25 protein-coding genes are annotated in these 24,582 nt (G+C 53.9%); 19 read left to right on the forward strand and 6 right to left on the reverse strand.

Features of this window, described 5'->3' with window-relative positions:
* Positions 1–286: 286 nt before the first annotated feature.
* The 9 genes from IM295_RS15855 to uhpT all read left to right on the forward strand — a co-directional run bounded on the left by IM295_RS15855 (position 287) and on the right by uhpT (position 8,353).
* Positions 287–601, forward strand: a complete 315-nt coding sequence (locus IM295_RS15855) for a type II toxin-antitoxin system HigB family toxin (protein ID WP_193066930.1) — start codon at positions 287–289, stop codon at positions 599–601.
* Positions 598–1,017: a type II toxin-antitoxin system HigA family antitoxin gene (locus tag IM295_RS15860; RefSeq protein WP_193066931.1), complete on the forward strand. Its 420-nt coding sequence runs from the start codon at positions 598–600 to the stop codon at positions 1,015–1,017. The genes IM295_RS15855 and IM295_RS15860 overlap by 4 nt, the downstream gene beginning before the upstream one ends.
* Before the next feature lie 146 nt (positions 1,018–1,163).
* A complete protein-coding gene (gene ivbL, locus IM295_RS15865) occupies positions 1,164–1,262 on the forward strand; it encodes an ilvB operon leader peptide IvbL (RefSeq protein WP_057979964.1) in 99 nt (32 codons plus the stop codon).
* 106 nt (positions 1,263–1,368) lie between these two features.
* Positions 1,369–3,057 (forward strand): acetolactate synthase large subunit, encoded by a 1,689-nt coding sequence (gene ilvB, locus IM295_RS15870; protein ID WP_059353827.1) that lies wholly within the window; start codon positions 1,369–1,371, stop codon positions 3,055–3,057.
* A 3-nt stretch (positions 3,058–3,060) separates the two neighbouring features.
* Positions 3,061–3,348: an acetolactate synthase small subunit gene (gene ilvN, locus IM295_RS15875; protein WP_010426528.1), complete on the forward strand. Its 288-nt coding sequence runs from the start codon at positions 3,061–3,063 to the stop codon at positions 3,346–3,348.
* 82 nt (positions 3,349–3,430) lie between these two features.
* Entirely contained in the window at positions 3,431–4,024 is a 594-nt protein-coding gene (gene uhpA / locus IM295_RS15880) for a transcriptional regulator UhpA (RefSeq protein WP_193066932.1), read from the forward strand.
* On the forward strand, positions 4,021–5,526 hold the full coding sequence (gene uhpB, locus IM295_RS15885) for a signal transduction histidine-protein kinase/phosphatase UhpB (protein WP_193066933.1): 1,506 nt from the start codon (positions 4,021–4,023) through the stop codon (positions 5,524–5,526). The genes uhpA and uhpB overlap by 4 nt, the downstream gene beginning before the upstream one ends.
* Complete coding sequence (locus tag IM295_RS15890; protein ID WP_193066934.1) at positions 5,519–6,829, forward strand: MFS transporter; 1,311 nt, start codon at positions 5,519–5,521, stop codon at positions 6,827–6,829. Before uhpB ends, IM295_RS15890 begins: the two co-directional genes overlap by 8 nt.
* A 132-nt stretch (positions 6,830–6,961) precedes the next feature.
* On the forward strand, positions 6,962–8,353 hold the full coding sequence (gene uhpT / locus IM295_RS15895) for a hexose-6-phosphate:phosphate antiporter (protein ID WP_045260832.1): 1,392 nt from the start codon (positions 6,962–6,964) through the stop codon (positions 8,351–8,353).
* A 59-nt stretch (positions 8,354–8,412) separates the two neighbouring features.
* Here the strand turns inward: uhpT and IM295_RS15900 are convergent, their stop codons facing one another.
* Genes IM295_RS15900 through IM295_RS15910 form a run of 3 tightly spaced genes read right to left on the reverse strand, consistent with a single transcriptional unit; the run spans position 8,413 to position 13,223 of the window.
* Entirely contained in the window at positions 8,413–9,480 is a 1,068-nt protein-coding gene (locus IM295_RS15900; protein ID WP_193066935.1) for a DUF6708 domain-containing protein, read from the reverse strand.
* A complete protein-coding gene (locus IM295_RS15905; RefSeq protein WP_193066936.1) occupies positions 9,473–10,579 on the reverse strand; it encodes a DUF6708 domain-containing protein in 1,107 nt (368 codons plus the stop codon). Before IM295_RS15905 ends, IM295_RS15900 begins: the two co-directional genes overlap by 8 nt.
* 1 nt (position 10,580) lies before the next feature.
* The gene (locus IM295_RS15910; protein ID WP_193066937.1) at positions 10,581–13,223 is read right to left on the reverse strand and encodes a T6SS effector BTH_I2691 family protein; all 2,643 of its coding nucleotides are present in this window, start codon (positions 13,221–13,223) and stop codon (positions 10,581–10,583) included.
* A 324-nt stretch (positions 13,224–13,547) separates the two neighbouring features.
* Between IM295_RS15910 and IM295_RS15915 the strand changes: the two genes are divergently transcribed.
* Positions 13,548–14,000, forward strand: coding sequence for a DUF1198 domain-containing protein (locus IM295_RS15915; protein WP_045260830.1), 453 nt, complete (start codon positions 13,548–13,550; stop codon positions 13,998–14,000).
* Here IM295_RS15915 and IM295_RS15920 read toward each other — a convergent pair.
* Positions 13,997–14,917 carry a LysR family transcriptional regulator gene (locus tag IM295_RS15920; protein ID WP_126300675.1) on the reverse strand — a complete coding sequence of 307 codons (921 nt, stop codon included), beginning with the start codon at positions 14,915–14,917 and terminating at the stop codon, positions 13,997–13,999. The genes IM295_RS15915 and IM295_RS15920 overlap by 4 nt on opposite strands.
* Before the next feature lie 187 nt (positions 14,918–15,104).
* On the opposite strand from IM295_RS15920, the gene IM295_RS15925 reads away from it, so the two are divergent.
* From IM295_RS15925 to IM295_RS15960, 8 genes are read left to right on the forward strand one after another with little or no spacing between them, the layout of a single operon-like run.
* Positions 15,105–15,716 (forward strand): hypothetical protein, encoded by a 612-nt coding sequence (locus tag IM295_RS15925; protein WP_126300674.1) that lies wholly within the window; start codon positions 15,105–15,107, stop codon positions 15,714–15,716.
* A 10-nt stretch (positions 15,717–15,726) separates the two neighbouring features.
* The gene (locus IM295_RS15930) at positions 15,727–16,503 is read left to right on the forward strand and encodes an AfsA-related hotdog domain-containing protein (RefSeq protein WP_028014968.1); all 777 of its coding nucleotides are present in this window, start codon (positions 15,727–15,729) and stop codon (positions 16,501–16,503) included.
* A complete protein-coding gene (locus IM295_RS15935; protein ID WP_049000252.1) occupies positions 16,496–17,329 on the forward strand; it encodes a hypothetical protein in 834 nt (277 codons plus the stop codon). The genes IM295_RS15930 and IM295_RS15935 overlap by 8 nt, the downstream gene beginning before the upstream one ends.
* Positions 17,330–17,336: 7 nt before the next feature.
* Positions 17,337–17,561, forward strand: a complete 225-nt coding sequence (locus IM295_RS15940) for a 2-hydroxymuconate tautomerase (protein WP_041911708.1) — start codon at positions 17,337–17,339, stop codon at positions 17,559–17,561.
* Between the two features lie 3 nt (positions 17,562–17,564).
* Positions 17,565–18,215 (forward strand): HAD family phosphatase, encoded by a 651-nt coding sequence (locus IM295_RS15945; RefSeq protein WP_045260826.1) that lies wholly within the window; start codon positions 17,565–17,567, stop codon positions 18,213–18,215.
* A 21-nt stretch (positions 18,216–18,236) separates the two neighbouring features.
* Positions 18,237–19,457 carry an MFS transporter gene (locus tag IM295_RS15950; protein WP_041911706.1) on the forward strand — a complete coding sequence of 407 codons (1,221 nt, stop codon included), beginning with the start codon at positions 18,237–18,239 and terminating at the stop codon, positions 19,455–19,457.
* The gene (locus IM295_RS15955; protein ID WP_028014973.1) at positions 19,444–19,857 is read left to right on the forward strand and encodes a carboxymuconolactone decarboxylase family protein; all 414 of its coding nucleotides are present in this window, start codon (positions 19,444–19,446) and stop codon (positions 19,855–19,857) included. Before IM295_RS15950 ends, IM295_RS15955 begins: the two co-directional genes overlap by 14 nt.
* A complete protein-coding gene (locus tag IM295_RS15960; protein WP_193066938.1) occupies positions 19,854–21,029 on the forward strand; it encodes an acetyl-CoA C-acetyltransferase in 1,176 nt (391 codons plus the stop codon). Before IM295_RS15955 ends, IM295_RS15960 begins: the two co-directional genes overlap by 4 nt.
* A 62-nt stretch (positions 21,030–21,091) precedes the next feature.
* Here the strand turns inward: IM295_RS15960 and IM295_RS15965 are convergent, their stop codons facing one another.
* Positions 21,092–22,090, reverse strand: coding sequence for an aldo/keto reductase (locus IM295_RS15965; RefSeq protein WP_193066939.1), 999 nt, complete (start codon positions 22,088–22,090; stop codon positions 21,092–21,094).
* Between the two features lie 207 nt (positions 22,091–22,297).
* Here IM295_RS15965 and nepI point away from each other — a divergent pair, with 207 nt between their 5' ends.
* On the forward strand, positions 22,298–23,488 hold the full coding sequence (gene nepI / locus IM295_RS15970) for a purine ribonucleoside efflux pump NepI (protein WP_049000261.1): 1,191 nt from the start codon (positions 22,298–22,300) through the stop codon (positions 23,486–23,488).
* A 48-nt stretch (positions 23,489–23,536) separates the two neighbouring features.
* Here nepI and IM295_RS15975 read toward each other — a convergent pair whose 3' ends face one another.
* Complete coding sequence (locus IM295_RS15975) at positions 23,537–24,442, reverse strand: EamA family transporter (RefSeq protein WP_047366710.1); 906 nt, start codon at positions 24,440–24,442, stop codon at positions 23,537–23,539.
* Positions 24,443–24,582 lie beyond the last annotated feature (140 nt).

Below are 24,582 nucleotides of genomic sequence, written 5' to 3' on the forward strand. Positions count from 1 at the left end.
ACTGTATGCATGAACAGTATTTTTTGGACAAAATTTGGAAGGTGATCCATACTCAAAAACGTCAAAATCCGTGCCGGAATTGCGCGTTCGAGTTCTATCGCGTATACTTTTCGCGTTGACGTAACACAGTGTGTTCTGCGGCGACCAACCGCAAAACCCTGATAAAAACCTCGCTCCGGCGGGGTTTTTTGTTTTCAGATGTTAGTCAGAAAAACGATACGTGTTGACACATTGGCAATGCATGATATTGTTGCCATAATGGCAACGGACGCAGCAGGCATGCAGTATGCATTTAATTTCTATGAAGGCAATTATTGATGCGGTAAAACAGTTCCCGCAGCATAAGGAAGAGCTCCTTTTTTTAGGTCGCACTATCGAAAAGAGCCATTGCCCGACACCTGCTGCGCTGAAACAAATTTTTCCGACGCTGGATAACTTTAAATATCTGGATAAGCATTATGTGATTGATATTGCAATTAACAATCTCAGAGTAGTGGCTCTCATATTCTTTGAAAGCCAAAAGTTCTATGTGCGCCATGTTTTTACTCATAAGGAATATGACCGTTTTACGGAGAAACATCGCACTAAGGGGAAGAAATGATGATCGTCGCTGATGCAATGAAAGCAACGCATGCCCTTGTCGAGGCTGTCCCTTTACTGGGTGAAAATCCGAATGAGAAAGATTACCAGGATGCACTTGAGCTGGTTGAGTATCTGCTCATGAATGAACCTTGTAGTCCTTTGCTGGATATCGTATGTGCAAGGATAAGTCGTTATGAAGCGAATCGACCCGAGATTGTCGCCTTGCGTCAGGAGATGGAATCTGTTCCAGTGGGAATTGCGGTTTTAAGAACCCTTATGGATCAGTACAAACTGACCATTTCAGATTTTCAGGATGAAATTGGCAGTAAATCAATGGTTTCAAGGGTATTGAATGGACAGCGTCAGCTGACGTTAAACCATATAAAAAAACTGGCGGTGCGCTTTGGGGTATCGCCTGCACTGTTTATTGAATGAAATAAAACGGTCGACAGCCCTTTATCACTCAACAAACGAAACGTGATCCCTGACGCATTTTTGCGCAGATGAAAATATTTCCATTGTCACGCCCGGAAACCTGTGTTTGTATAAATTCAATCAATGATTCCAAACACAGGTCCCCAATGACTTCATCCATCTTCACTTCGACCCTACTAAAAACTGCGCAACCTGCCGCAGTGGTCGTCGTGCGTGTGGTGGTGGTCGTCGGCAATGCGCCGTAGGGACTGGATCAACACACGAATCCAAAACCCCGCCGGCGCAAACCGGGCGGGGTTTTTCGTTTAGGACCCTCCCCGGAAAGTCGGCCCAGAAGAAAAGGACTGGAGCATGGCAAGTTCGGGCACAACATCCACAAAGACGCGTTTTACAGGCGCGCAGCTGATTGTTCATTTACTGGAACGACAGGGCATCACCACGGTTGCGGGTATCCCGGGTGGAACCGTGCTGCCGCTGTACGATGCGTTGAGCCAAAGCACGCAGATCCGCCACGTGCTGGCGCGTCACGAGCAGGGGGCAGGCTTTATCGCTCAGGGCATGGCGCGTACGCAGGGCAAACCGGCGGTCTGTATGGCCTGCAGCGGCCCCGGCGCAACCAACCTGGTGACCGCCATCGCCGACGCGCGCCTCGACTCCATTCCGCTGATCTGCATTACCGGCCAGGTGCCGTCCTCGATGATCGGCACCGACGCGTTCCAGGAAGTGGACACCTACGGCATCTCTATCCCCATCACTAAACATAACTATTTAGTTCGCGATATCAGCGAGCTGCCTCAGGTTATCAGCGATGCGTTCCGCATTGCGCAGTCCGGCCGCCCGGGCCCGGTGTGGATAGACATTCCTAAGGATGTCCAGACCGCAGAGATCGAGATCGACGTGTTGCCGGAGCCGGGCGAGCGCGCCCCCGCGCCGGAATTCAGCGCTGAAAGCGTGCGCGACGCCGCCGCCATGATTAACGCCGCCAAACGCCCGGTGCTCTATCTGGGCGGCGGGGCGATTAACGCTGCGGATGAAATCCGCCAGTTTGCGGAAAAGGCCAACCTGCCGACCACCATGACCCTGATGGCGCTGGGTATGCTGCCTAAAGCGCATCCGTTGTCATTAGGCATGTTGGGCATGCACGGTGCGCGCAGCACCAACTACATCCTGCAAGAGGCGGATTTGCTGATTGTTATGGGCGCACGTTTTGATGACCGGGCGATTGGCAAAACCGAGGAGTTCTGCCCGAACGCCAAAATCATTCACGTGGATATCGACCGCGCCGAGCTGGGTAAAATCAAACAGCCGCACGTGGCGATTCAGGGCGACGTGGCCGAAGTGCTGGCGCAGCTGATCCCGCAGACGGACGCAACTGACCGGGCCGACTGGCGTCAGCTGGTGGCGGATCTGCAACGCGAGTTCCCGGGCGCTATCCCAGCTGAGGGCGACCCGCTGAGCCACTACGGGCTGATCAACGCCGTGGCCGCCTGCGTGGACGACAGCGCGATTATCACCACCGACGTGGGCCAGCACCAGATGTGGACCGCGCAGGCGTATCCGCTGAACCGTCCGCGCCAGTGGCTGACCTCCGGCGGCCTCGGCACCATGGGCTTCGGCCTGCCGGCGGCAGTAGGCGCGGCGCTCGCCAACCCGGACCGCAAGGTTATCTGCTTCTCCGGCGACGGTAGCCTGATGATGAACATTCAGGAGATGGCGACCGCAGCCGAAAACCAGTTAGACGTGAAAATCATCCTGATGAACAACGAGGCGCTGGGTCTGGTGCACCAGCAGCAGAGCCTGTTCTACAAGCAGGGCGTGTTTGCGGCGACCTATCCGGGGATGATTAACTTTATGCAGATTGCCGCCGGCTTTGGCCTGCACACCTGCGATCTGAACGCGGAAGAAGACGCCCACGCGGCGCTGCAGGCGGCGATTTCTCGTCCCGGCCCGGCGCTGATCCACGTGCGTATCGACCCTGAACAAAAAGTGTATCCGATGGTGCCGCCGGGTGCGGCCAATACTGAGATGGTGGGGGAATAAACCATGCAGAAACAACATGATAACGTCATTCTGGAACTCACCGTCCGCAACCACCCTGGCGTTATGACCCACGTCTGTGGGCTGTTTGCCCGCCGCGCGTTTAACGTGGAAGGTATTCTCTGCCTGCCGATTCAGGGCAGCGAGCACAGCCGCATCTGGCTACTGGTCAACGACGATCAGCGTCTGGAGCAGATGATGGCGCAGATCGATAAGCTGGAAGACGTCACCAAAGTGGCGCGCAACCAGTCCGATCCCACCATGTTTAACAAAATTGCGGTGTTTTTCGAGTAAATCGCTTAAGGTAAGCGTCTTTCGCTCTTGTAGGCCGGATAAGCGCAGCGTCATCCGGCTTTTTCAGATCGCAGGAACACACATGACCACCATCGCTCTCATCGACGACCACCTTATCGTCCGCTCCGGCTTTGCCCAGCTTCTTAACCTCGAACCGGATTTCCAGGTCGTGGCCGAGTTTGGCTCCGGTCACGAGGCGCTGGCGGGCCTGCCGGGGCGCGGGGTGCAGGTCTGTATCTGTGACATCTCGATGCCGGATCTCTCCGGGCTGGAGCTGTTGAGCCAGCTGCCGAAAGGGATGGTGACGATCATGCTCTCGGTCCACGACAGCCCGGCGCTGGTCGAGCAGGCGCTCAACGCGGGCGCACGCGGCTTCCTCTCCAAACGCTGTAGCCCGGACGAGCTGATCGCCGCCGTGCGCACCGTCTCCACCGGCGGCTGCTACCTGACGCCGGATATCGCCATCAAGCTGGCGGCCGGACGTCAGGATCCGCTCACCAGACGCGAGCGCCAGGTGGCGGAGAAGCTTGCCCAGGGCATGTCGGTGAAAGAGATTGCCGCCGAGCTGGATCTGTCGCCGAAAACCGTGCACGTCCACCGCGCCAACCTGATGGAAAAACTCAACGTCAGCAACGACGTCGAGCTGGCGCGCCGCATGTTCGACAGCTGGCAATGAGTCCCGTGTTTTCGCGGCTGATCGCCGTCGTCGCCAGCTTTTTTATCTTCTCCGCCGCGTGGTTTTGCCTGTGGAGCATCAGCCTGCACCTGGTGGAGCGCCCGGAGCTGGCGGTGCTGCTGTTTCCCTTCGGCCTGCGTCTGGGGCTAATGCTCCAGTGCCCGCGCAGCTACTGGCCCGTTTTGCTCGGCGCGGAGTGGCTGATGCTGGTCTGGTTGGCGCAGGAAGTGGCCCTCGCGCATCTTCCCTTATTGATGACCGGAAGCCTGCTCACGCTTCTCCCCGTTGCCCTGATTTCCCGCTACCGCCACCAGCGCGACTGGCGCACGCTGCTGCGTCAGGGGGCGGCGCTGATTGCCGCCGCGCTGTTGCAGTCACTGCCGTGGATCGGCGAGAAGGAGATGCTTAACGCCCTGCTTCTGACCCTGACCGGCGGTCTGACCCTCGCGCCGACCTGTCTGGTTTTCTGGCACTACCTCACCAGCACCGTCTGGCAGCCGCTCGGCCCCGCGCTGGTCTCCCAACCGGTGAACTGGCGCGCCCGGCACCTCATCTGGTATTTGCTGCTGTTTATGGTGAGCCTGTGGCTGCAGCTTGGTCTGCCCGCCGAGCTTTCGCGCTTCACGCCGTTTTGCCTGGCGCTGCCGATCATCGCTCTGGCCTGGCACTACGGCTGGCAGGGGGCGCTGATCGCCACGCTGATGAACGCCATCGCGCTGATCGCCAGCCAGACCTGGCACGATCATCCGGTGGATCTGTTGCTCTCGCTGCTGGCTCAGAGCCTGACCGGACTGCTGCTCGGCGCGGGCATTCAGCGTTTGCGCGAGCTGAACCAGTCCCTGCAAGCCGAGCTGGCGCGCAACCGTCGTCTGGCGGAGCGTCTGCTGGAGACCGAGGAGAGCGTGCGGCAGGAGGTGGCCCGCGAGCTGCACGATGATATTGGCCAGACCATTACCGCCATCCGCACGCAGGCGGGCATCGTCCAGCGCCTGGCGGCGGATAACGCGGGCGTGAAGCAGGGCGGGGCGCATATCGAACAGCTTTCGCTGGGTGTCTATGACGCCGTTCGCCGCTTGCTGGGACGGCTGCGTCCGCGCCAGCTTGATGACCTGTCGCTGGAGCAGGCGATACGCTCCCTGATGCGCGAGATGGAGCTGGAAAGCCGCGGCATTGTCAGCCATCTCGACTGGCGCATTGATGAATCATTGCTCAGCGAAGGCCAGCGCGTGACGCTGTTCCGCGTCTGCCAGGAAGGGCTGAACAATATCGTTAAACATGCCAATGCCAGCGCGGTCACGATCCAGGGCTGGCAGCAGGACGAGCGCCTGATGCTGGTGATTGAAGACGACGGCTGCGGCCTGCCGCCGGGCTCCGGCCAGCAGGGCTTTGGCCTGGCGGGCATGCGCGAGCGCGTCAAGGCGCTGGGCGGCACGCTGACCCTCTCCTGCACCCACGGGACGCGCGTCAGCGTCAGTTTGCCGTTAAGGACGTACCATGTTTAAAACCCCAACCAGCGCGGCTCCGTTGCGCGACAAGGCGGAAATCGACGCCCGCTACCGCTACTGGCGTCGCCATATCCTGATTACCATCTGGCTCGGCTACGCGTTGTTCTACTTCACCCGCAAAAGCTTCAACGCCGCCGCGCCGGAAATCCTCGCCAGCGGCGTGATGACGCGCACCGATATCGGCCTGCTGGCGACGCTGTTTTACATCAGCTACGGGCTGTCGAAGTTCTTCTCCGGCATCGTCAGCGACCGCTCGAACGCGCGCTATTTCATGGGCGTTGGGCTGATCGCCACCGGCGTGGTGAACATCCTGTTTGGCTTTTCCACTTCGCTGTGGGCCTTTGCCCTGCTGTGGGCGCTGAACGCCTTTTTCCAGGGCTGGGGCGCGCCGGTCTGCGCCCGCCTGCTCACCGCCTGGTACTCGCGCAACGAGCGCGGCGGATGGTGGGCGATCTGGAATACCGCGCATAACGTCGGCGGGGCGCTGATCCCGATGGTGGTGGGAGCCGCAGCGCTGCACTACGGCTGGCGCACGGGAATGATGATTGCCGGTGCCCTCGCGATTGTCGCCGGGCTGTTCCTCTGCTGGCGCCTGCGCGACAGGCCGCAGACCGTCGGCCTGCCGGCGGTGGGCGACTGGCGGCACGACGAGATGGAGATTGCCCAGCAGCAGGAGGGCGCCGGGCTGTCCCGCCAGGAAATCCTCACCAAATACGTGCTGAAAAATCCGTACATCTGGCTGCTGTCCCTCTGCTACGTGCTGGTCTACGTGGTGCGCGCGGCGATCAACGACTGGGGCAACCTGTATATGTCCGAGACGCTCGGCGTGGACCTGGTGACCGCCAACTCTGCGGTGACGATGTTTGAGCTGGGCGGGTTTATCGGCGCGCTGGTGGCGGGCTGGGGCTCGGACAAGCTGTTCAACGGCAACCGCGGCCCGATGAATCTGATTTTTGCCGCCGGGATTTTGCTCTCCGTGGGCTCGCTGTGGCTGATGCCGTTCGCCAGCTACGTGATGCATGCGGCGTGCTTCTTCACCATCGGCTTTTTTGTCTTTGGTCCGCAGATGCTGATCGGCATGGCGGCGGCGGAGTGCTCGCACAAGGAGGCGGCCGGTGCGGCGACGGGCTTTGTCGGGCTGTTTGCCTACCTCGGCGCGTCGCTCTCCGGCTGGCCGCTGGCACGGGTCATCGACGTCTGGCACTGGAGCGGGTTCTTCGCGGCGATCGCCATCGCGGCGGGTATTTCCGCCCTGCTGCTGCTGCCGTTTTTGCACGCCCAGGCGCCGCGCGAAGCGTGACGTGCCTCACCTTTTGTTGCCGAATGGCGCAAAACTAAGAAATTTTCCCGGTTTCACCTGGACGCTGTCTCAGGCATCTCTCCCGGCTGATTTTTACAATGCTGCAAAAATCAGCTCAGGAGTAAACCAACCATGCTGGCCTTCTTAAACCAGGTGCGCAAGCCGACCCTGGATCTGCCGCTCGACGTGCGGCGCAAGATGTGGTTCAAACCGTTCATGCAGTCTTATCTGGTGGTATTCATTGGCTACCTGACCATGTACCTGATCCGCAAAAACTTTAACATCGCGCAGAACGACATGATCTCCACCTACGGGCTGAGCATGACGCAGCTGGGGATGATTGGCCTGGGCTTCTCCATTACCTACGGGGTGGGGAAAACGGTTGTGTCCTACTACGCGGACGGCAAAAACACCAAGCAGTTCCTGCCGTTTATGCTGATCCTCTCCGCCATCTGTATGCTCGGCTTCAGCGCCAGCATGGGCGCGGGCTCCGTCAGCCTGTTCCTGATGATTGCCTTCTACGCCCTGAGCGGTTTCTTCCAGAGCACCGGCGGGTCGTGCAGCTACTCCACCATCACCAAATGGACGCCGCGCCGCAAGCGGGGTTCGTACCTCGGCATGTGGAACATCTCCCACAACCTCGGCGGGGCGGGTGCGGCAGGCGTGGCGCTGTTTGGCGCGAACTATCTGTTCGACGGCCACGTGATCGGCATGTTTATCTTCCCGTCGATTATCGCCCTGATCGTCGGCTTTATCGGCCTGCGCTTCGGCAGCGACTCCCCGGAATCCTACGGCCTCGGCAAAGCGGAAGAGCTGTTCGGGGAGGAGATCAGCGAAGAGGACAAAGAGACCGAAGAGAACGAGATGTCCAAATGGCAGATCTTTGTTGAGTACGTGCTGAAAAACAAAGTGATCTGGCTGCTGTGCTTCTCAAACATTTTCCTGTACGTGGTGCGCATCGGCATCGACCAGTGGTCAACGGTGTACGCCTTCCAGGAGTTGAAGCTCTCGAAAGAGGTGGCGATTCAGGGCTTCACCCTGTTCGAAGTGGGCGCGCTGGTCGGCACGCTGCTGTGGGGCTGGCTCTCGGATCTCGCCAATGGCCGCCGCGCGCTGGTGGCCTGCGTCGCGCTGGCGCTGATTATCGCCACGCTGGGCGTGTATCAGCACGCCAGCAACCAGTACGTTTACCTGGCGTCCCTGTTCGCGCTCGGCTTCCTGGTGTTTGGCCCGCAGCTGCTGATTGGCGTGGCGGCCGTAGGGTTCGTGCCGAAAAAAGCGATCGGCGCCGCCGATGGGATTAAAGGCACCTTCGCCTACCTGATCGGCGACAGCTTCGCCAAACTTGGCCTGGGGATGATCGCCGACGGTACGCCGATTTTCGGCCTCACCGGTTGGGCGGGCACCTTCGCGGCGCTGGATGCGGCAGCGATCGGCTGTATCGTCCTGATGGCGATGGTCGCGGTGCTGGAAGAACGTAAAATTCGCCGCGAGAACCGCGCGCAGAAATTAAAAGCGGCCTGAGTGTGCAGGTAACTTCTTTGCCCGGCTGACCGCCGGGCTTTTTTATTTAAGCGGTTCTATCATACAAATGAAGAATATTTCGCTTTCAGGCGGGCAATGATCCTGTCCATCGCGCCCCGCTCGCGGGCGTAATTTTCCTCATAGCGTTTTTTCCCCTGTACCGCCAGCATCGGGCGCCAAACCTGCGGCGGGTTGTGTTCTGCCCCTTTGTTGACCGGGTCGTTTTCATCCGGGCGGCTGGCCTCCTCCACTTCAGGCGGCCAGACGGGAATGCGGCAGGTGAGCATCACCAGCCAGCGCGTGATGCTGACAAAAAACACAAAAGGGAAGAGCGGGAGGTTAACCAGCCACCCCAGCCTGCTGGTCATTTTGCTGATATAGAGCAGCCCAAAAAACCAGCCTTCCTTCTGTTTTTCGACGGGGAGACAGTAAGTGACGATATCAGCGAGGTCTGCCACGCAGTCGTCCTCTTCCATGTAGCAGCGGATGTATTCCCAGTAAAACTCAAGGTATTCCGGGCCCCAGTTGTTGCTGACGGGGAGGGGAATGTAGTGTGTGACGGTTTCACCGTCATCCGCGAGCGTGCAGCCGACAATGGACCACGACTCGGGTTTGCCGCCGTTGGAGATACGGACAAACTCCAGGTCGTGCCACGGGACGACGAGTACGGGTTTGCCGTTGCGAAAGAGGTAGACGGTTTTATTTTTGCGGTTAAAGCGGATGGGGTAGTGGGTATAGTTAAAGACCTCCAGAACCAGGAATTTATATGACAGCCATGAAAGGGGGAGAATGACTAAAAGCCAGACAATAATCATCCCTGCCCAGTTCCGGTCTTTACCTGTATCGAGTAATAAAAACTGTATCAATGGCCAGATAAAGCAGTTCAAAAAAAATAAGCTAAAGAAAAAACTGGCAATTAATGTACCGGAACCACGGGAAAAATAGAGCCGGTCCACCAGTTCCAGGCAGGTGGAGTTGATACGGATCACGCTGTCCATGGCGGACACCGCGGTGACGCCGGGGTTGCCTTTTTCACGGGAATAGCGCTGTAACACGGCTTTATCCGTGATGCGGGTGAACGTGCCCATGTACATCCGGGACGGGTCGAGGGGGAGTCGTTTAAACATGCTTTCTCTTCTCCCGGCGCTTTTCCGTCTGAACAGACGGTGGATATTTTGCTTTCAGGCGGGCAATGATCCTGTCCATCGCGCCCCGCTCGCGGGCGTAGTTTTCCTCATAACGCTTTTTCCCCTGCACCGCCAGCATCGGACGCCAAACCTGCGGCGGGTTGTGCTCTGCGCCTTTGTTGACCGGGTCGTTTTCATCCGGGCGGCAGGCCTCCTCCACTTCAGGCGGCCAGACGGGAATGCGGCAGGTGAGCATCACCAGCCAGCGCATGATGCTGACAAGAAGCAGAAAGGGATATAACGGCAGATTCACCAGCAGCCCAAACCTGGAAGGCTCTTTGCAGATATAAGTCAGCCCAAAAAACCAGCTTTCTTTCTGTTTTTCGACGGGGAGACAGTAAGTGACGATATCAGCGAGGTCTGCCACGCAGTCGTCCTCTTCCATGTAGCAGCGGATGTATTCCCAGTAAACCTCAAGATATTCCGGCCCCCAGTTGTTGCTGACGGGGAGGGGAATGTAGTGTGTGACGGTTTCGCCGTCATCCGCGAGCGTGCAGCCGACAATGGACCATGACTCGGGTTTGCCGCCGTTGGATATGCGGACAAACTCCAGGTCGTGCCACGGTACGGCGAGTACGGGTTTACCGTTGCGAAAGAGATAGACGGTTTTATTTTTGCGGTTAAAGCGGATGGGGTAGTGGGTGTAGTTAAAGACCTCCAGAACCAGGAATTTATAGGTCACCCAGGAAAGAGGGAGGATAAAAATAGCCCAGGCAAAAATCAGAGCCAACCAGGATGACGCTTTAATGTGATGACCAAGAAACAGAAACTGAAATATTGGCCAGAGAAAAGAAGCGATAAACATCATGCAAAACCCAAAGGCGGCAAGCAGCGTCCCGGAACCACGAGAAAAATAGAGCCGGTCAACCAGTTCCAGGCAGGTGGAGTTGATACGAATAACGCTGTCCATGGCGGATACGGCAGTGACGCCGGGGTTGCCTTTTCCACGGAAATAGCGCTGTAACACGGTCTTGTCCGTGATGCGGGTGAACGTGCCCATGTACATCCGGGACGGGTCGAGGGGGAGTCGTTTAAACATATTATGCATTTCCTTTGCTCAGCGCGTTGAACGCCTCTTTTTCCATCAGACTGTTTCTGAACTGTACTGGAATCGCTGATTCGCCATCAGGAATGCGTCGCCATAAGGTGCTTGCCAGCCATTCCTGGATCTCATTACGCGCCTGGCTGACTAACCAGGCGTTTGCCGCCAAAATCAATAACACGCCGACAAGGATCCCCCAAGGGCCGAAGATCAGGGCAAAAAGGCTACCTTCCGCCACGCTGGCACTTGAAAGGCCCATCGAGATTAGGAGAGGCACGATGATAGATTTGCCGGTCGCCAGGGTCATTAGGCCAACACCCAGTCCATTAGCCAGATGGGCTAAACCTACATCCTTTTTGTCGGCTATAATATCTGTAACACCCTCATAAGCCTCTACAAATGTAAATACGGCCCCCCCCAGAAATCCAAGCCGTTCCCACCATATACGACCTGTAAACTTAAATACAAATCGAGCACCAAACGTCACCGTCGGAGAAAGCTCTAATCGGATAATTCCAGCGGAAGCGCGCTTCAGGGTATCCATTGCGGCTGCCCATGCCATAGCGCCATTTGACGAGAAGCGCGCCCATCCGTCGGGTGTTCCGGGCCATCCCTCTTTTTGAAAACCATTTAGCACGACCCATCCCTGAAACAGAGCTGAAAAGGTGCTTCCAGCAAAGGGGAAGGCATTATGGCCGAGTTCTGAGAGTATGGTATTGCCTGGCATCCCCTGTGCTTTTGCAAGCTGAAGGTGAGTGGAGGACGGAAACACGGCGTTGACGATCTCATCCTCAGTTTTCAGTACGGATCCAAGTTTCGCCAGACGTTCATGTTCAGAAAGGGCCCGTAGTTTATTCACCTCATCAATATCTATCAGTGTGGGTAAATAGGTTTTTATCCTTGCTGTTTCAGATATGCCGCGGGACATGTATTCAGCTTCTTTCTGCAGTGCCTGGTAAAGCCGCCCGCCTGTCTTACCACTCATTTCAAGAAGACCAGCCATACCCCGCGTGAGGGCGTTAAGGTATTGTTTTGTTCCTGTATCAACGGGTATTCGCAAAAACGCTTTTCCCTGTATAGCAAGAATAGAAATCGCAAAATTGACCTGTACGCCTTTGGCCATTTCGCCTGTCGCTTTCATGATTGTAGGCAGGTACAGGTAATGCAGCCTTTCAAGCGCGAGGTTTATTGCTGATGAATATTGTTGACTGATTTCCTTTACACCATCAGCCAACCTGTCCCAGCTGATACCTTTATCCCAGTCCCGACCGCCATGCATACTCATTTCGGCTTCGAACTGCGAGATCCATGCATTATTGTTAAAAAAGACCGCCCTTAAAAGATAGTTTTGCTCTTCCTTTTCAGACATATACAACTGTTGCTCAATAAACTTTATAACCCCGGCCTTATCCTCCATACCTGCCAGGCAATTAAATACGGTTTGAATGTAACGAGCACCACTGTGAGGCGAAGTTGTATCAAAATGTTGAATGAAGTAGGACTTCATTGCCGTACTTTGTAACCAATTAAGAAACATTCTGGTCATCGGAACGATGATGCGTTCGTTATAGCTTGTAATGTGCTTAATTAACTTGCTGGTAAATTCGTTTTGCTGATTTCTGTCGATATACTTTTCGTAGTGCTGCCAGACCTCGTTAACTCGCTCATTGCGTGTTTCTTCATCCAGCCTGTGAAGTTTTTCTGCTGATTCAGGATCGGGAAAATGTGGCCCGGCAGGGCTATCCCAACCGAAACGGGTTTTTTGTTCATTCCTGATATCACTGTCCTTCACCGTCTGGAACAGGCATTCCCGAACTGAGAGTTCCAGTCCGTTCAACATCGCACTTAATGCAATACCACGTTTAAATTCAGGGTTGTCGGTTATCGCCTGGTCAAAACGATATCGCGACAGTGATGAGATTTCCATGGCAGCAGCTACTGGGTCAGAAAGTAAAAGAAGTGCACCATGCTGAGCATCCAGGCTAGTTGCAGCTTTAATTAATTCACTGGCTGAATTCGCCGTTACTGGTTTAAATGGCGTAGGTGTCCAGTCTTTCATTTGACAAATACGGACCGAAGGGCTGTATTCCGCTACGGTCTCTGTGAGGAGATTGATAGACCTGGCCTGTTGACCTTGATGTGTCATCAACCATGCATCCATATCAAATTTTTGCATATACATTTGTTGCCATTCTGGCTTTTCATGTAACTGGCGGGTTTTATCAGTCCATTGCTCTTCAGACCAAATGAACCAGTAACTACCATTTTGTATACCCGGCGGCTTCATGGGGAGTGTGATAAGTGAAGCCGCCGCTAATTCTTGTGGTTGAGCGATACATGGCTTCAACTCCCCCTCAATCAATCGAGGCGGAACATTACCGTTTTGCGGAAGGGGATAAAAATAGCCATCATCAGTCACAAAGTAGTTTAACCAGTAACGGCATTGCTCGGACCAAATATACAAAAATCCCTTTCGTAATAGTCGCGCGGTATAGTCTGTTTCGCCTTCTGGTTGTATGGAAGGTGAAAAATCACTGGGGAGAGAAGGTAAGTCATCTCCCTTTGCCATGACTGCTGGGCGTATCGGTAGTAATGGCATACCCATACGTCGACAAAAATTGCATCCATGCGTCGTATTCATTCTATCCCTGTCTTATTGATATCTAAAAAGTATTGTATGGGGATGATTATAACCATACAAAAAAAAAGGTTAAGATATGTCAGGGTCTAAATTACGGCAGCACGATATTTTAGGAAATTAACCTATTTAATACGTATTACAGGTTTTGAGGATTGCGTCTACGGCGCTGCGCTCATCAAGCATTTTCAAAAGGTTAAGATCAGGCGCGCGCAGATCTGCTTTCATGCCGATTTTCCACCTGTTTTCCATTCACTATTATGTTTATGCCCGCTGTCGACACGCTGCGTTTCCCGCTATGATGAGCGGCTAGTCTAAGGAGAACGCATGGTCTGGATAATGCTGGCAACGCTTGCCGTGGTGTTTGTGGTGGGATTTCGTGTCCTGACCTCAGATTCCCGCCGCGCCATCAAACGTTTAAGCGAACGGCTGGGGATTACCCCGATGCCGATCGAGTCGATGATTGACCAGTTCGGTAAAACACCGGGCAATGAATTTATCCGCTACCTTGAGCGGCCTGACGAGGCGCATCTGCAAAACGCCGCGCAGGTGCTGCTCATCTGGCAGGTCTGTATTGTCGACGGTAGCGAAGAGAATCTGCATACCTGGCACCGTATGCTGCGTAAAGCCCGCCTTGCCGCACCCATTACCGATGCGCAAATTCGTCTGGCACTTGGCTTTATGCGCGAAATGGAGCCCGATCCGCAGGAGCTGAACGTCTTCCAGCTGCGCTATAACCAGCTATTTCTGCCGGAAGAAGGTGTGTTTTATCTGCATTAAGCCTTTTTGCCGCACAAGATATTCTGAGCGTTCAGGATCTCCTCTCTGTTTTCATTGAGGCGAGTTGCGGCATAGATATCAATATTTAATCTCTTTGCCTCATCGTCCGTTAGTTCGCGATAGCATAGCCCCTCCTGATTGAAGGTGCATTTTGACTGAGGCAGCAGCGCAAACCCTTTCCCTCTTGCGATACGGCTTAGCATCACGAGGGAATCATCCGGCTCTTTAATACGCTTCAGCGGCGTTTTCAGCGTGTCAAAGTAGCTTTCGCATTTATCATAGAATGACGGATTAGCGCTTCTCGAAAACCAAAAAAGTGGAAGATCGCTAATGTCTTCCAGCGAGACTTTCTCTTTCAGACTGGCAGGATGTAAAGAAGGCATTGCGATGAGCAAGGGTTCCTGGCAGACCCAGCGGTATTGAACAATGTCTTCATGACCCGTTCCTTTTTCCCCGGTCAGCACCAGATCCAGCATATTTTTAGACAAGCTTTGCAGCAGCTGTGCTGACGTCAGGTCGGGCGTTTCAACGTCATCTCCGGCGTTCATTTTTTGAAGCTGGGTATTTACAGGTTCAATATATTCAAAATTAAGCGTGCGCGTGAGACCGATGCGCAGACTCGTTTCTGAAGAGTGAGGATCTTCTTTTAAGCTGCTGATGTCTTTGAGTATTTTTTCTGCCTGAACGACCAGCGCTCGGCCTGCTTCAGTGAGGCTAACGTCATGCGTGCTGCGACAGAACAACTGACGTTTCAACACCGCTTCAAGGCATTTTATCTGACGCGTCAGAGGCGGTTGAGTCATGCGCAGACGTTCGGCAGCCTTACGAAAGTTCAGTTCATGTGCAACAGCGAGAAAGCATTGTAATTGTTTGATACTGGGCAGGTTATTGCTGATTAAATGTTCTGCTGTAGCCATACGTGGGTCCTAAATGCGAAAAGGTATTTCGTCTTTTTTCCATTTCGATATTACACGCTAAATGCTGGCAGCAAAACCCGTTTTAACAGTAATACAAAAAATATATTACAAATTTAACAATTCCAATAGTTTCCTGTATTGATAAATTTCTATCCGAATCCTCACTTAATCAATACTCGGAGTAATTATGTCGTCTAAATATGTACTGGTATCACGTTTCCCATTAAAAAACACTTTTTCTGAAAAAGAATTTACTTCCTTAAAAAGCAATGAAAACGTTCGCTACTATACCTGTGAAGAAAACGGCGTTAATGAATTGCTGGAATTACGCGCATTCAACGATATTAAAGAAATTGCATGGGTTGAAAGTGAAATGGAATCCATGTTCCATCGTTTCTCTGAAATTCTTTCTGCCGATATCCGTCGCGAACTGCTTAAGTTTGTTGAATCCCCAATTGATAATAAAAATAGCTTGCCACAATCAAATTATATTCAACTCCGACACGTCGAAGTGCCTGCGCATAACTATCAGCAGTACCGTCAGTGGCGCGATGAAACCATTTTTAATGTTGTAAGAGATAACAAAGATAAGATTGAAAGTTTCGAAGCATTTCATTCACTGATCAGTGGCATTCCGGGTGTAATGTTTATCTCCTCATTCAACGGCGATAAAGCAGCATATAAAGAAGCATTTACCAATGCGCGTTATCAGGAAATCATTCAACAGGCCGGCGATAACTTTATTACTGGCGGTAATGACGGCCTTTATACACGTATCTATCGTGCTTGCTGTTGTTGAGGGACAATGAATGAACTGTAAAAAGTTGGTAGTTGTTGGCGATAAATTTAATGAATTTGCCAATGGTAAAGATGTACTGACTATATCTCAGCTAGAATTATTGACTCAAATCCCTGCGAATATCATTGATAAAGAACATGAAATTATTGTTGGGCAGGGCGTGCGCAAGGATTTTGCCGGAAAGGTAATTTCAAACCAGGCAAGAAATGCGATTCATGGTAATAAGTTAAAAATGTGCTCTCTGGAAAAACTGGTTAGCGACAAAAAAAATGCTTATTGCCATAAAAGACTGGAACAGAATGTACTTATAGGACCTGCGGAACAAGCTGAGCATAACCACGATCTTTATGCGATGCCGCTGTTAATCGATGAGCGTTGCGAATTGATGGCGGATCATCAGACGGGGCAGCATATTCAGGGAATGCTCCTGGTTGAAGCCAGCCGACAGGCCTTTATCGGCGTCACCGAAGAATTTATTTACCAGCAGGAAAGTGGACGCTATTACGTCATTAATAGCATGGCAATCAATTTCGCCAGTTTCCTGTTCCCTTTACCGGCGCTGGTCCACTTTGAATTTCTTGAAAAAGATATTAACGACCGCCGGGGGCGTTTCAAGGCTCAGGTTCGCGTCACTCAGCACCAAACGCTTTGCGCGACAATGGATGTCTCGTTCACCGTCTATCCTTCCGCCCTGATTACAGAGAAAGAGAAATCTCTGGCTGAGGTTGCCATGCAGGCGACCATTGTTGAGCAGCAAGGGGTGACTCAGGGGGTAACGCATGCCTGAATTACGTAGCCAGAAATACCGTCTGGCTGCGACCACGCAGGGGCCGCTTTACCCCCCTGCGGAGGTCATGGACGGGAAGGGTAATTTTGTCGTGGTTGGCATGGTGCCAGGGGATAACGGACTGCAGTGGCGAAGCGTCATTGTCTCTCCGGACAGCCCGCTTCCGGCATTTGGGGAAGTCGCACCCTATAACATTCTGTGCGATCTGGAAAAGATGCCTCAGGACGCGTTGAAGGACATCATTCTTCATACTCTTCCTTTACCCATTCCGATGAACAACTATCGGATGATTTTCGCACCAGAACAGCGGCCACAGGCCAATAATGAAATAAGGCCTGGCCTGCCACTTCATGAAGGCTATATCGCGGATTATCGCAGCAGCGATGGAAAGCGAGAGATCGAGCCAGTGACCCTCGCTGCCTGGCTCGAGGCAGAGGGCTCCTTTGAGGTCACATTGTCCGAAGATAAGAAACGAGCCCGGTTCACGTTTTCGTTCCGGAGCCTTGTTCCGGATAGCGTTTACACCGTGATGAGTCTCAGGGAAAACGATCTAGCCTCGGAGGATCCGAGCAGGCCAGGTCCGCTGGGAATACCCAACGTATTTATAACCGATAGCGAAGGTAATGCCGAATATTGGGCAGAGTTAACCGATCCTTTCCCGGCTCCGGCGAGGAAAGGAAACAGAATTATTAACGTAGTCGTACTTTATATGAGCTCGCGTCAGAGCTACGGCGGGGCAATTGGCTTTTATGGTCTTGGAGGCGATATCCATGCCCATTTAAAACTCAAAGGCCGTTCCTTCGATGAATTTACAACTATAGAGTGAGAAAAATATGCCATTTGTTCATGTTATGACCTGGCCTGCGAAAGATGAAAATCAAATCATCAGACTCCAGGAAGATATTACATTTGCCGTTCACAAAAACACGGGTGCGCCGCTGGATAAAATTTCCGTGGTGGTTTCTGAAATTGCGCCTTCCCGCTGGGCGGATGCAGGCGTGTCTGGTACGGATAGAGATTTTCCGGTTAAGAGTCGAAGAAAAAACTACGAGGAATAAAGTTTGCGTAAACATGCCGCTTTTTTTGATGTTGATGAAACGCTTATAAATATTAAAAGCATGTTTGATTTCTATGATTTCTGGTGCAGGGAAAATAATCAAAACGATCGTCTTCAACGCTATATGTCTCGTTTTCGCACCGACGTGAAAAACGGCGTGCCAAGGGAAGCCCTGAACAGAGATTATTATCGTCAGTTTAAAGGTGTGTCTTGTCGTTATCTGGAAGAAATGGGTGAGAAGTGGTTCAGGCGTAAGCTGGAAAGCGAGTTTTTTATTGAGAGTGCTGTTTCAGCCCTTAAAAAACATCAGAACCAGAACATGTATACCGTATTTATATCGGGCTCTATGCTTCCGATTCTTTCACCCATTGCAAAATATCTTGGAGTAACGGAAGTACTCTGTGCGCCGGTGATAATAAATGACGCAGGTGAGTTGACGGGTGAAATCGGCCTGCCTCAAACAATTGGAACAGGTAAAAAAGACGCGCTTATCGCCTTTTGCGATGATAAAGAGATTAACCCCGTGGATTGTTATGCCTACGGCGACGATCTTTCGGATATTCCAATGCTGGAAGCCACTGGCCATCCCGTCTGTGTGGGAGAGCATTCCGCGCTTACCAGATATGCAACTGAAAAAAATTGGCACATTATTTAAATCCTTATTGAGGTAAGTAGTATGACTTCAGAACTCACTCCGCAGAATATGACGTTAAGGTCATGGCTTGCTTTATTCATTCTGGCAATTTCAACCTTTACTATTGTCACCACCGAACTGGCGCCAGTCGGATTATTAACGCCAATCGCAGAGGGGCTACAGTCTTCGGAATCTGCGGTGGGCATGACCGTGTCGCTTTATGCCTGGGTGGGGGCGTTGAGTGCGCTGTTTGCCTCCGTCTTTTTAGGGAATGTGGCCAAGAAGCGGCTTTTACTTGTGCTTACCGTGGTACTTCTGGTCTCTAACGTTATGGCTGCGACGGTAAACGTCTATAGCATGCTGCTTAGCGCCCGCGTACTGGGAGCGCTCGCTCACGGCGCATTCTGGGCGATGATCGGCGCAACGGCGGTGGCTATGGTCCCTGCCAGATATATAGGGGCGGCGACGTCAATCGTATTTGGTGGTGTTTCCGCAGCAAGCGTTTTTGGCGTACCGGTATCCAACTATATTGGTATTCACTTCGGCTGGCGGCAGGCATTTTGGCTGATGGCCGCGCTGAGCGTAATTGCCTTTGTGGGTATTAGCGTTCTTGTTCCCAGGATTACCAGCAAAAGCGCACTCGGGCTGGATGCGCTTAAAGGCGTGCTGAAATCGTCAACATTATGGAAAATTTACTCAGCAACCTTGCTGGCTGTGACGGCTCACTTTGCTGCCTTTACGTACATTGAACCCTGGCTACACACGCAGAGTTTACTGTCCACCACCATTATTCCTGCTGTGCTTTTTGTTTACGGCATCGCGGGTCTGGCAGGTAATTTCCTGACCGGCGTGTTGATTGATAAGTATCTCAAGCTGACGGTCTCTTTGTCTGTACTGCTGATCTGTGCAGTTCTGCTGTTCCTGGGCCTGTCTGGTTCCTCGCTCTCTGCTGCGTTGATATTTACCAGTATGGTTGTCTGGGGTGTCGCCGTATCAGGAATATTTGTCGGTTTCCAGACGTGGGTTTTACGTATGGCAGAGGATAAAGCCTTCCCGGCCTCCGCAATCTACGTTTCATTTTTCAATACCGCCATTGGTATCGGTGCGTCAGTCGGTGCCTGGATGGTTTCATCATTTTCAATGCCGCTCCTGTATATCGTCGCCGGTACGGCCATCGGTCTGTCCGTTCTGCTTGTCGCGGTTATTCCGGCAACGTTGACCGCAAAACAATCCCGTATGGAGAAATCTTATGAGTCAAATTAATGACCGCACGCGCTATGGCAGAGAGATTATGGACCGTCTTGAAGCGGGGCTCGCGGATAAAGTCACCCGCCGCCTGAGCGAGCTGGACCCGGGGCTGCCCGCCCTGATTACCGACTATGCGTTTGGGGATGTGGTGGGTCGTCCGGGACTGGATCTCAAAACGCGCGAAATGTTGACCGTCGCCTCGCTTGTGACGCTTGGTAATGCCATGCCGCAGCTAGAACTGCATATGCGAGGCGCGCTCAATACCGGCGTGACGCCGGAAGAGCTGCTTGAAATTGTGATACAGATGGCGGTATATGCTGGCGTTCCCGCCTGCATGAATGGTCTTACTGCATACCGCGCGGCAATGGCCGCGACGGGCCATACTTTGCCAGGACTGAAGGGAAGTGACGCATGAGCGAGATTGTTATTATTGCAGCCCGCCGCACGGCGACGGGTGCATTTCAGGGCGCGCTTGCGGAGCATTCAGCCTCTGATCTGGGAAGCCGCGTCATTCAGGCGCTCCTGAAAGAATCTGGCGTAGAAGCCAGTGATATCTCTCAGGTCATTATGGGACAGGTTCTTACTGCGGGGTGCGGCCAGAACCCGGCCCGACAGTCGGCACTGAATGCTGGATTGCCCGTAGATACGCAATGTCTGACGGTAAACAAAGTGTGCGGGTCCGGGCTTAAGGCGGTCCATCTTGGCATGCAGGCGCTGCAGACGGGTGAGGCTGAGTTTGTTATCGCAGGTGGTCAGGAGAGTATGTCCAACGCGCCGCATATCGCCACGACGTCGCGTAGCGGAACGCGGCTGGGTGATATTACTCTCAAAGATAGCCTGGTATCTGACGGGCTCTGGGATGCCTTCAACGATTATCACATGGGGATCACTGCAGAGAATGTTGCGACGGAGTTTGGTATCAGCCGCAAAATGCAGGATGAATATGCCCTTGTCTCTCACCACAATGCGCTTGAAGCGCAGGCGCGTGGCATTTTTGAGCGTGAAATTGTCCCGGTTGAGTGGCAGACGCGAAAAGGTGAAACGATCAGCGTGGAGAGGGATGAAGGACCCCGCGCAACCAGTATCGAAAAATTGACGAAACTGAAGCCTGTTTTCCGAAAAGAGGGTACGGTGACGGCGGGAAATGCTTCATCGTTGAATGACGGTGCCGCGGCGGTCCTGCTTTGTACGCGTGAGACTGCCGAAGCACGTGGCTTGCCGGTTCTGGCATCGCTGGGCGTATTTTCCAATTCCGGTATCCAGCCGGCATTAATGGGTGCAGCCCCGATTCAGGCCATTGCCGACTGTCTTTCCCGCTCGGGATGGAAGCCTGAGGATGTCGATCATCTCGAATCCAACGAAGCGTTTGCCGCCCAGGCGCTGGCCGTGATTCAGCGGGCCGGAATTTCCCCGGATCGTATCAATCCATACGGCGGGGCAATCGCGCTTGGGCATGCGATAGGTGCATCCGGCTGCCGAATTTTGGTGACGCTGGTTCATTCCCTGATCCGTAATGATGCCAGGCGTGGCGTTGCCGCACTGTGCGTTGGCGGCGGGGAAGGCGTCGCGTTGAGCGTTTATCGCTAACGGCGTATCTATGGATATAAAAAAACCGGGGAAACCCGGTTTTTTATTTTCAAGATGCTGTATCAGGCATTCACGCCCTTCATACCCTCGGCAGAATAACGATCGCCTTTAATCGCTACCCGGCGATGAAGGTTGTTCAACGATTCGATATCGCTCTTCTCAAGCACAATATCGGCAGCGCGCGCGTTCTCGGCCAGATAGCTGACGTGCTTAGTACCCGGAATGGGAACCAGCCGATCGTATTGTGCTAACAGCCAGGCAAGCGCAATCTGACCTGCGGTACAGCCGTATTTTGTCGCCAGCGGGGTAATGATATCGAGCAACTGGCGATTATGATCGAGGCTGGACTGAACAAATCGTTCGTTATTCTTGCGGAAATCACCTTCTGCAAAATCGTTGTTGTTCAGGTATTTTCCCGTCAGGAAGCCTCTGCCAAGAGGTGAGTAGGGCACCAGGCCGATACCTAGCGCTTTCACGACCGGCAAAATGTTTTCCTCGATGTCTCGTGTCCACAGAGAATATTCTGTTTGCAATGCGGTGACCGGATGCACCGCATGCGCCCGTTGCAGCGTTGAAGCCGACACTTCGCAAAGGCCGATGTGGTTGATCTTGCCCTCTTTAACAAGGGTGCGCAGACAATCCATACTCTCTTCGATCGGGGTTGCGTTGCTCACTCTGTGAAGATAAAAGAGGTCGATGCGCTCCACGCCAAGCCGCTTAAGGGATTCGTTACAGCAGCGGATGATATAGTCCGGCGTATTGTTGATGGTGCGGGCGTAGGAGTCGTCAGGAGAGCGATCGATGCCGCACTTCGTGGCGATTTTGAACTGGTCGCGAGTGTTTTTATCCAGCCCGGCAAGAAAGTGACCGATTAGCCTTTCATTATGGCCACGGCCATATAAATTTGCGGTATCAATAAACGTCACGTTCAGATCGATGAGGTTATGCAATACCTGCAGTGAGCCTTGGTCATCAGTCTGGCCATAAAATTCACTCAGACCCATGGCACCGTAGCCGACGGCACTGACGGTAAGATTTTGAGATAAAGTACGTGTTTTCATAGTTTCTCCTTTTCAGACGCTATGATTGTTTCACCTCAATTGTGGTTACTGAATTTTCATTTTCGTTATGCTGAAAAGGTATCAGTCGCCGCCGATCTGCCTTCCGAATCATTAAAAACGACAAAAGTTGTCTAAACGTTAAATTCGTCACACTTTTGATGATAAACTGCGCGACTTTTCCGCACGTTTTTATCTTCAGGTGACGCCATGACAGAACATATCCAGCCCACAACCAGACCGCAGACCAAAGAGGTGTCGCGCCCCAACTGGTCGGCGGTTTTCTCCGTGGCGTTCTGCGTCGCCTGCCTGATTACCGTTGAGTTTCTACCGGTGAGCCTGCTGACGCCGATGGCGCAGGATCTGGGCATTTCCGAAGGCGTGGCGGGGCAGTCCGTTACCGTCACCGCCTTTGTGGCGATGTTCGCCAGCCTGTTTATCACTCAGGTGATTGGCGCGATTGATCGCCGCAAAGTGGTCATTCTGTTCAGCGTGCTGCTGACGCTCTCCTGCCTGCTGGTCTCTTTCGCGGAAAGCTTCACCCTGCTGCTGCTCGGTCGCGCCTGTTTGGGGCTGGGATTAGGCGGCTTCTGGGCGATGTCGGCCTCGCTGACCATGCGCCTTGTGCCCGCGCGCACCGTGCCAAAAGCGCTGTCCGTTATCTTCGGCGCGGTCTCTATTGCGCTGGTGATTGCCGCGCCGCTGGGCAGCTTCCTTGGTGGGATTATCGGCTGGCGTAACGTCTTTAACGCGGCGGCAGTGATGGGTGTGCTCTGCATTATCTGGGTGTGGAAGGCGCTGCCGTCCCTGCCGGGCGAAGCGGCGCACCACAAACAGAACATGTTCGCGCTGCTCAAGCGTCCGGGCGTGCTGGCGGGGATGACCGCCATCTTTATGGCCTTTGCCGGGCAGTTTGCCTTTTTCACCTACATCCGTCCGGTGTTTATGACCATGGCGGGCTTTGACGTGGACGGCCTGACGCTGGTGCTGCTGAGCTTCGGTATCGCCAGCTTTATCGGCACGTCGCTGTCGTCCCAGTTCCTGAAGCGCTCCCTGAAGGTGGCGCTGGCGGGTGCGCCGTTGCTGCTGGCGGTGAGTGCCACGGTGCTGATTTTGTGGGGTAGCGACAAATGGGTTGCCTCGGCGATTGCGATTATCTGGGGCTTTGCCTTTGCGCTGGTACCGGTGGGCTGGTCGACGTGGATCACCCGAACGCTTGCCGATCAGGCGGAAAAAGCCGGGTCGATTCAGGTGGCGGTGATCCAGCTGGCGAACACCTGCGGTGCGGCCATTGGCGGCGTGGCGCTCGACCATCTGGGGCTGACGTCACCGCTGGTGATCTCCGGCACGCTGATGCTGCTGACCGCGCTGCTGGTGGCGGGGAAGGTTAAGGCGAAGTAGTGTTTTTCTCCCTCTCCCGTGGGAGAGGGTTGGGGTGAGGGCATCAGGCTACGCCGATGCCTTAACCCTTCTACGCGAATCCATCGAAATCAGCACCACCGACGACACGATCAGCAGCGTCCCCAGCCAGTCCGGCAGGGTGAACGCCACGCCCAGCAATATCACCGACAGCAACGCGCTGCTCAGCGGCTCGGCGCAGCTCAGAATGCTCGCCTTCGGCCCGCCGATCATCTGCGCGCCCTTCAGGTACAGGCTGAACGTCAGCGCCGTGCCGATCACCACCAGGTAGAAAAACGCCAGCAGCAGGCCGCCGTCAATCACGAAAGTGGTGCCGCGCCCGGCGTAGAACGGCGTCAGCATTAACCCGGCAATCAACATGCTCCAGCCGACAATCGGCAGCGTGCCGTAGCGGGCAATCAGCGCTGACGGATAGGTGGTGTAAAACGCGGCGGCAAACGCCGAGGCGATGCCGAAGAACAGCGCGGCAGGGGAGATGGAGAGGGAGGTTGGGTCGCCGTGGGTCACCAGCAGGAAGGTGCCGATCAACGACGTAAAAATCGCTGACAGGACAAACACGCCGGGACGCGTTTTCCGCGCCAGGGCGAACCACGCCACAATGATGGTCGGCGACAGGAACTGGAGCACGGTCGCCGTAGCGGCGTTGGATTTTTCAATCGTCAGCAGGAAGGTGAGCTGCACGGTGAGCGCGCCGACCAGCGAGAAAAACAGCAGACTGAGGGCGTCTTTACGATGCTTGATGATCGAGAAAATCTTGTCGCCGTGAACGAAGGAGAGCGTCAGCAGGATCACGCCGGTAAACAGCAGGCGAACCATGGTCAGGTAAGGCGAAGAAATGTGGCTTTTCTCCATGATGTACTGCGCGCAAACTCCGGAACTGCCCCATAAAACGGCGGCGATCAGGACGTTCAGCATCCCTTTACGTGTGGAACCCATTTTCTCCCCTGCTATGTTGTCGTTAATTGGCCAACAGCATAGCATGGTTGTGTGCGGCCTGATGCCCTCACCCTGGCCCTCTCCCACGGGGAGAGGGGGAAAACCGTAGGCCGGGTAAGCGTAGCGCCACCCGGCATGTT

Source organism: Enterobacter cloacae complex sp. P14RS, assembly GCF_014895895.1.
Taxonomy (GTDB): Bacteria; Pseudomonadota; Gammaproteobacteria; order Enterobacterales; family Enterobacteriaceae; genus Enterobacter; species Enterobacter bugandensis.

Excerpts from the sequence above, each read along its gene's own strand:
- IM295_RS15855 (WP_193066930.1), top strand. The coding sequence starts at position 287 with ATGCATTTAATTTCTATGAAGGCAATTATTGATGCGGTAAAACAGTTC.
- IM295_RS15860 (WP_193066931.1), top strand. The coding sequence starts at position 598 with ATGATGATCGTCGCTGATGCAATGAAAGCAACGCATGCCCTTGTCGAG.
- ivbL (WP_057979964.1), top strand. The coding sequence starts at position 1,164 with ATGACTTCATCCATCTTCACTTCGACCCTACTAAAAACTGCGCAACCT.
- ilvB (WP_059353827.1), top strand. The coding sequence starts at position 1,369 with ATGGCAAGTTCGGGCACAACATCCACAAAGACGCGTTTTACAGGCGCG.
- ilvN (WP_010426528.1), top strand. The coding sequence starts at position 3,061 with ATGCAGAAACAACATGATAACGTCATTCTGGAACTCACCGTCCGCAAC.
- uhpA (WP_193066932.1), top strand. The coding sequence starts at position 3,431 with ATGACCACCATCGCTCTCATCGACGACCACCTTATCGTCCGCTCCGGC.
- uhpB (WP_193066933.1), top strand. The coding sequence starts at position 4,021 with ATGAGTCCCGTGTTTTCGCGGCTGATCGCCGTCGTCGCCAGCTTTTTT.
- IM295_RS15890 (WP_193066934.1), top strand. The coding sequence starts at position 5,519 with ATGTTTAAAACCCCAACCAGCGCGGCTCCGTTGCGCGACAAGGCGGAA.
- uhpT (WP_045260832.1), top strand. The coding sequence starts at position 6,962 with ATGCTGGCCTTCTTAAACCAGGTGCGCAAGCCGACCCTGGATCTGCCG.
- IM295_RS15900 (WP_193066935.1), bottom strand. The coding sequence starts at position 9,480 with ATGTTTAAACGACTCCCCCTCGACCCGTCCCGGATGTACATGGGCACG.
- IM295_RS15905 (WP_193066936.1), bottom strand. The coding sequence starts at position 10,579 with ATGTTTAAACGACTCCCCCTCGACCCGTCCCGGATGTACATGGGCACG.
- IM295_RS15910 (WP_193066937.1), bottom strand. The coding sequence starts at position 13,223 with ATGAATACGACGCATGGATGCAATTTTTGTCGACGTATGGGTATGCCA.
- IM295_RS15915 (WP_045260830.1), top strand. The coding sequence starts at position 13,548 with ATGGTCTGGATAATGCTGGCAACGCTTGCCGTGGTGTTTGTGGTGGGA.
- IM295_RS15920 (WP_126300675.1), bottom strand. The coding sequence starts at position 14,917 with ATGGCTACAGCAGAACATTTAATCAGCAATAACCTGCCCAGTATCAAA.
- IM295_RS15925 (WP_126300674.1), top strand. The coding sequence starts at position 15,105 with ATGTCGTCTAAATATGTACTGGTATCACGTTTCCCATTAAAAAACACT.
- IM295_RS15930 (WP_028014968.1), top strand. The coding sequence starts at position 15,727 with ATGAACTGTAAAAAGTTGGTAGTTGTTGGCGATAAATTTAATGAATTT.
- IM295_RS15935 (WP_049000252.1), top strand. The coding sequence starts at position 16,496 with ATGCCTGAATTACGTAGCCAGAAATACCGTCTGGCTGCGACCACGCAG.
- IM295_RS15940 (WP_041911708.1), top strand. The coding sequence starts at position 17,337 with ATGCCATTTGTTCATGTTATGACCTGGCCTGCGAAAGATGAAAATCAA.
- IM295_RS15950 (WP_041911706.1), top strand. The coding sequence starts at position 18,237 with ATGACTTCAGAACTCACTCCGCAGAATATGACGTTAAGGTCATGGCTT.
- IM295_RS15955 (WP_028014973.1), top strand. The coding sequence starts at position 19,444 with ATGAGTCAAATTAATGACCGCACGCGCTATGGCAGAGAGATTATGGAC.
- IM295_RS15960 (WP_193066938.1), top strand. The coding sequence starts at position 19,854 with ATGAGCGAGATTGTTATTATTGCAGCCCGCCGCACGGCGACGGGTGCA.
- IM295_RS15965 (WP_193066939.1), bottom strand. The coding sequence starts at position 22,090 with ATGAAAACACGTACTTTATCTCAAAATCTTACCGTCAGTGCCGTCGGC.
- nepI (WP_049000261.1), top strand. The coding sequence starts at position 22,298 with ATGACAGAACATATCCAGCCCACAACCAGACCGCAGACCAAAGAGGTG.
- IM295_RS15975 (WP_047366710.1), bottom strand. The coding sequence starts at position 24,442 with ATGGGTTCCACACGTAAAGGGATGCTGAACGTCCTGATCGCCGCCGTT.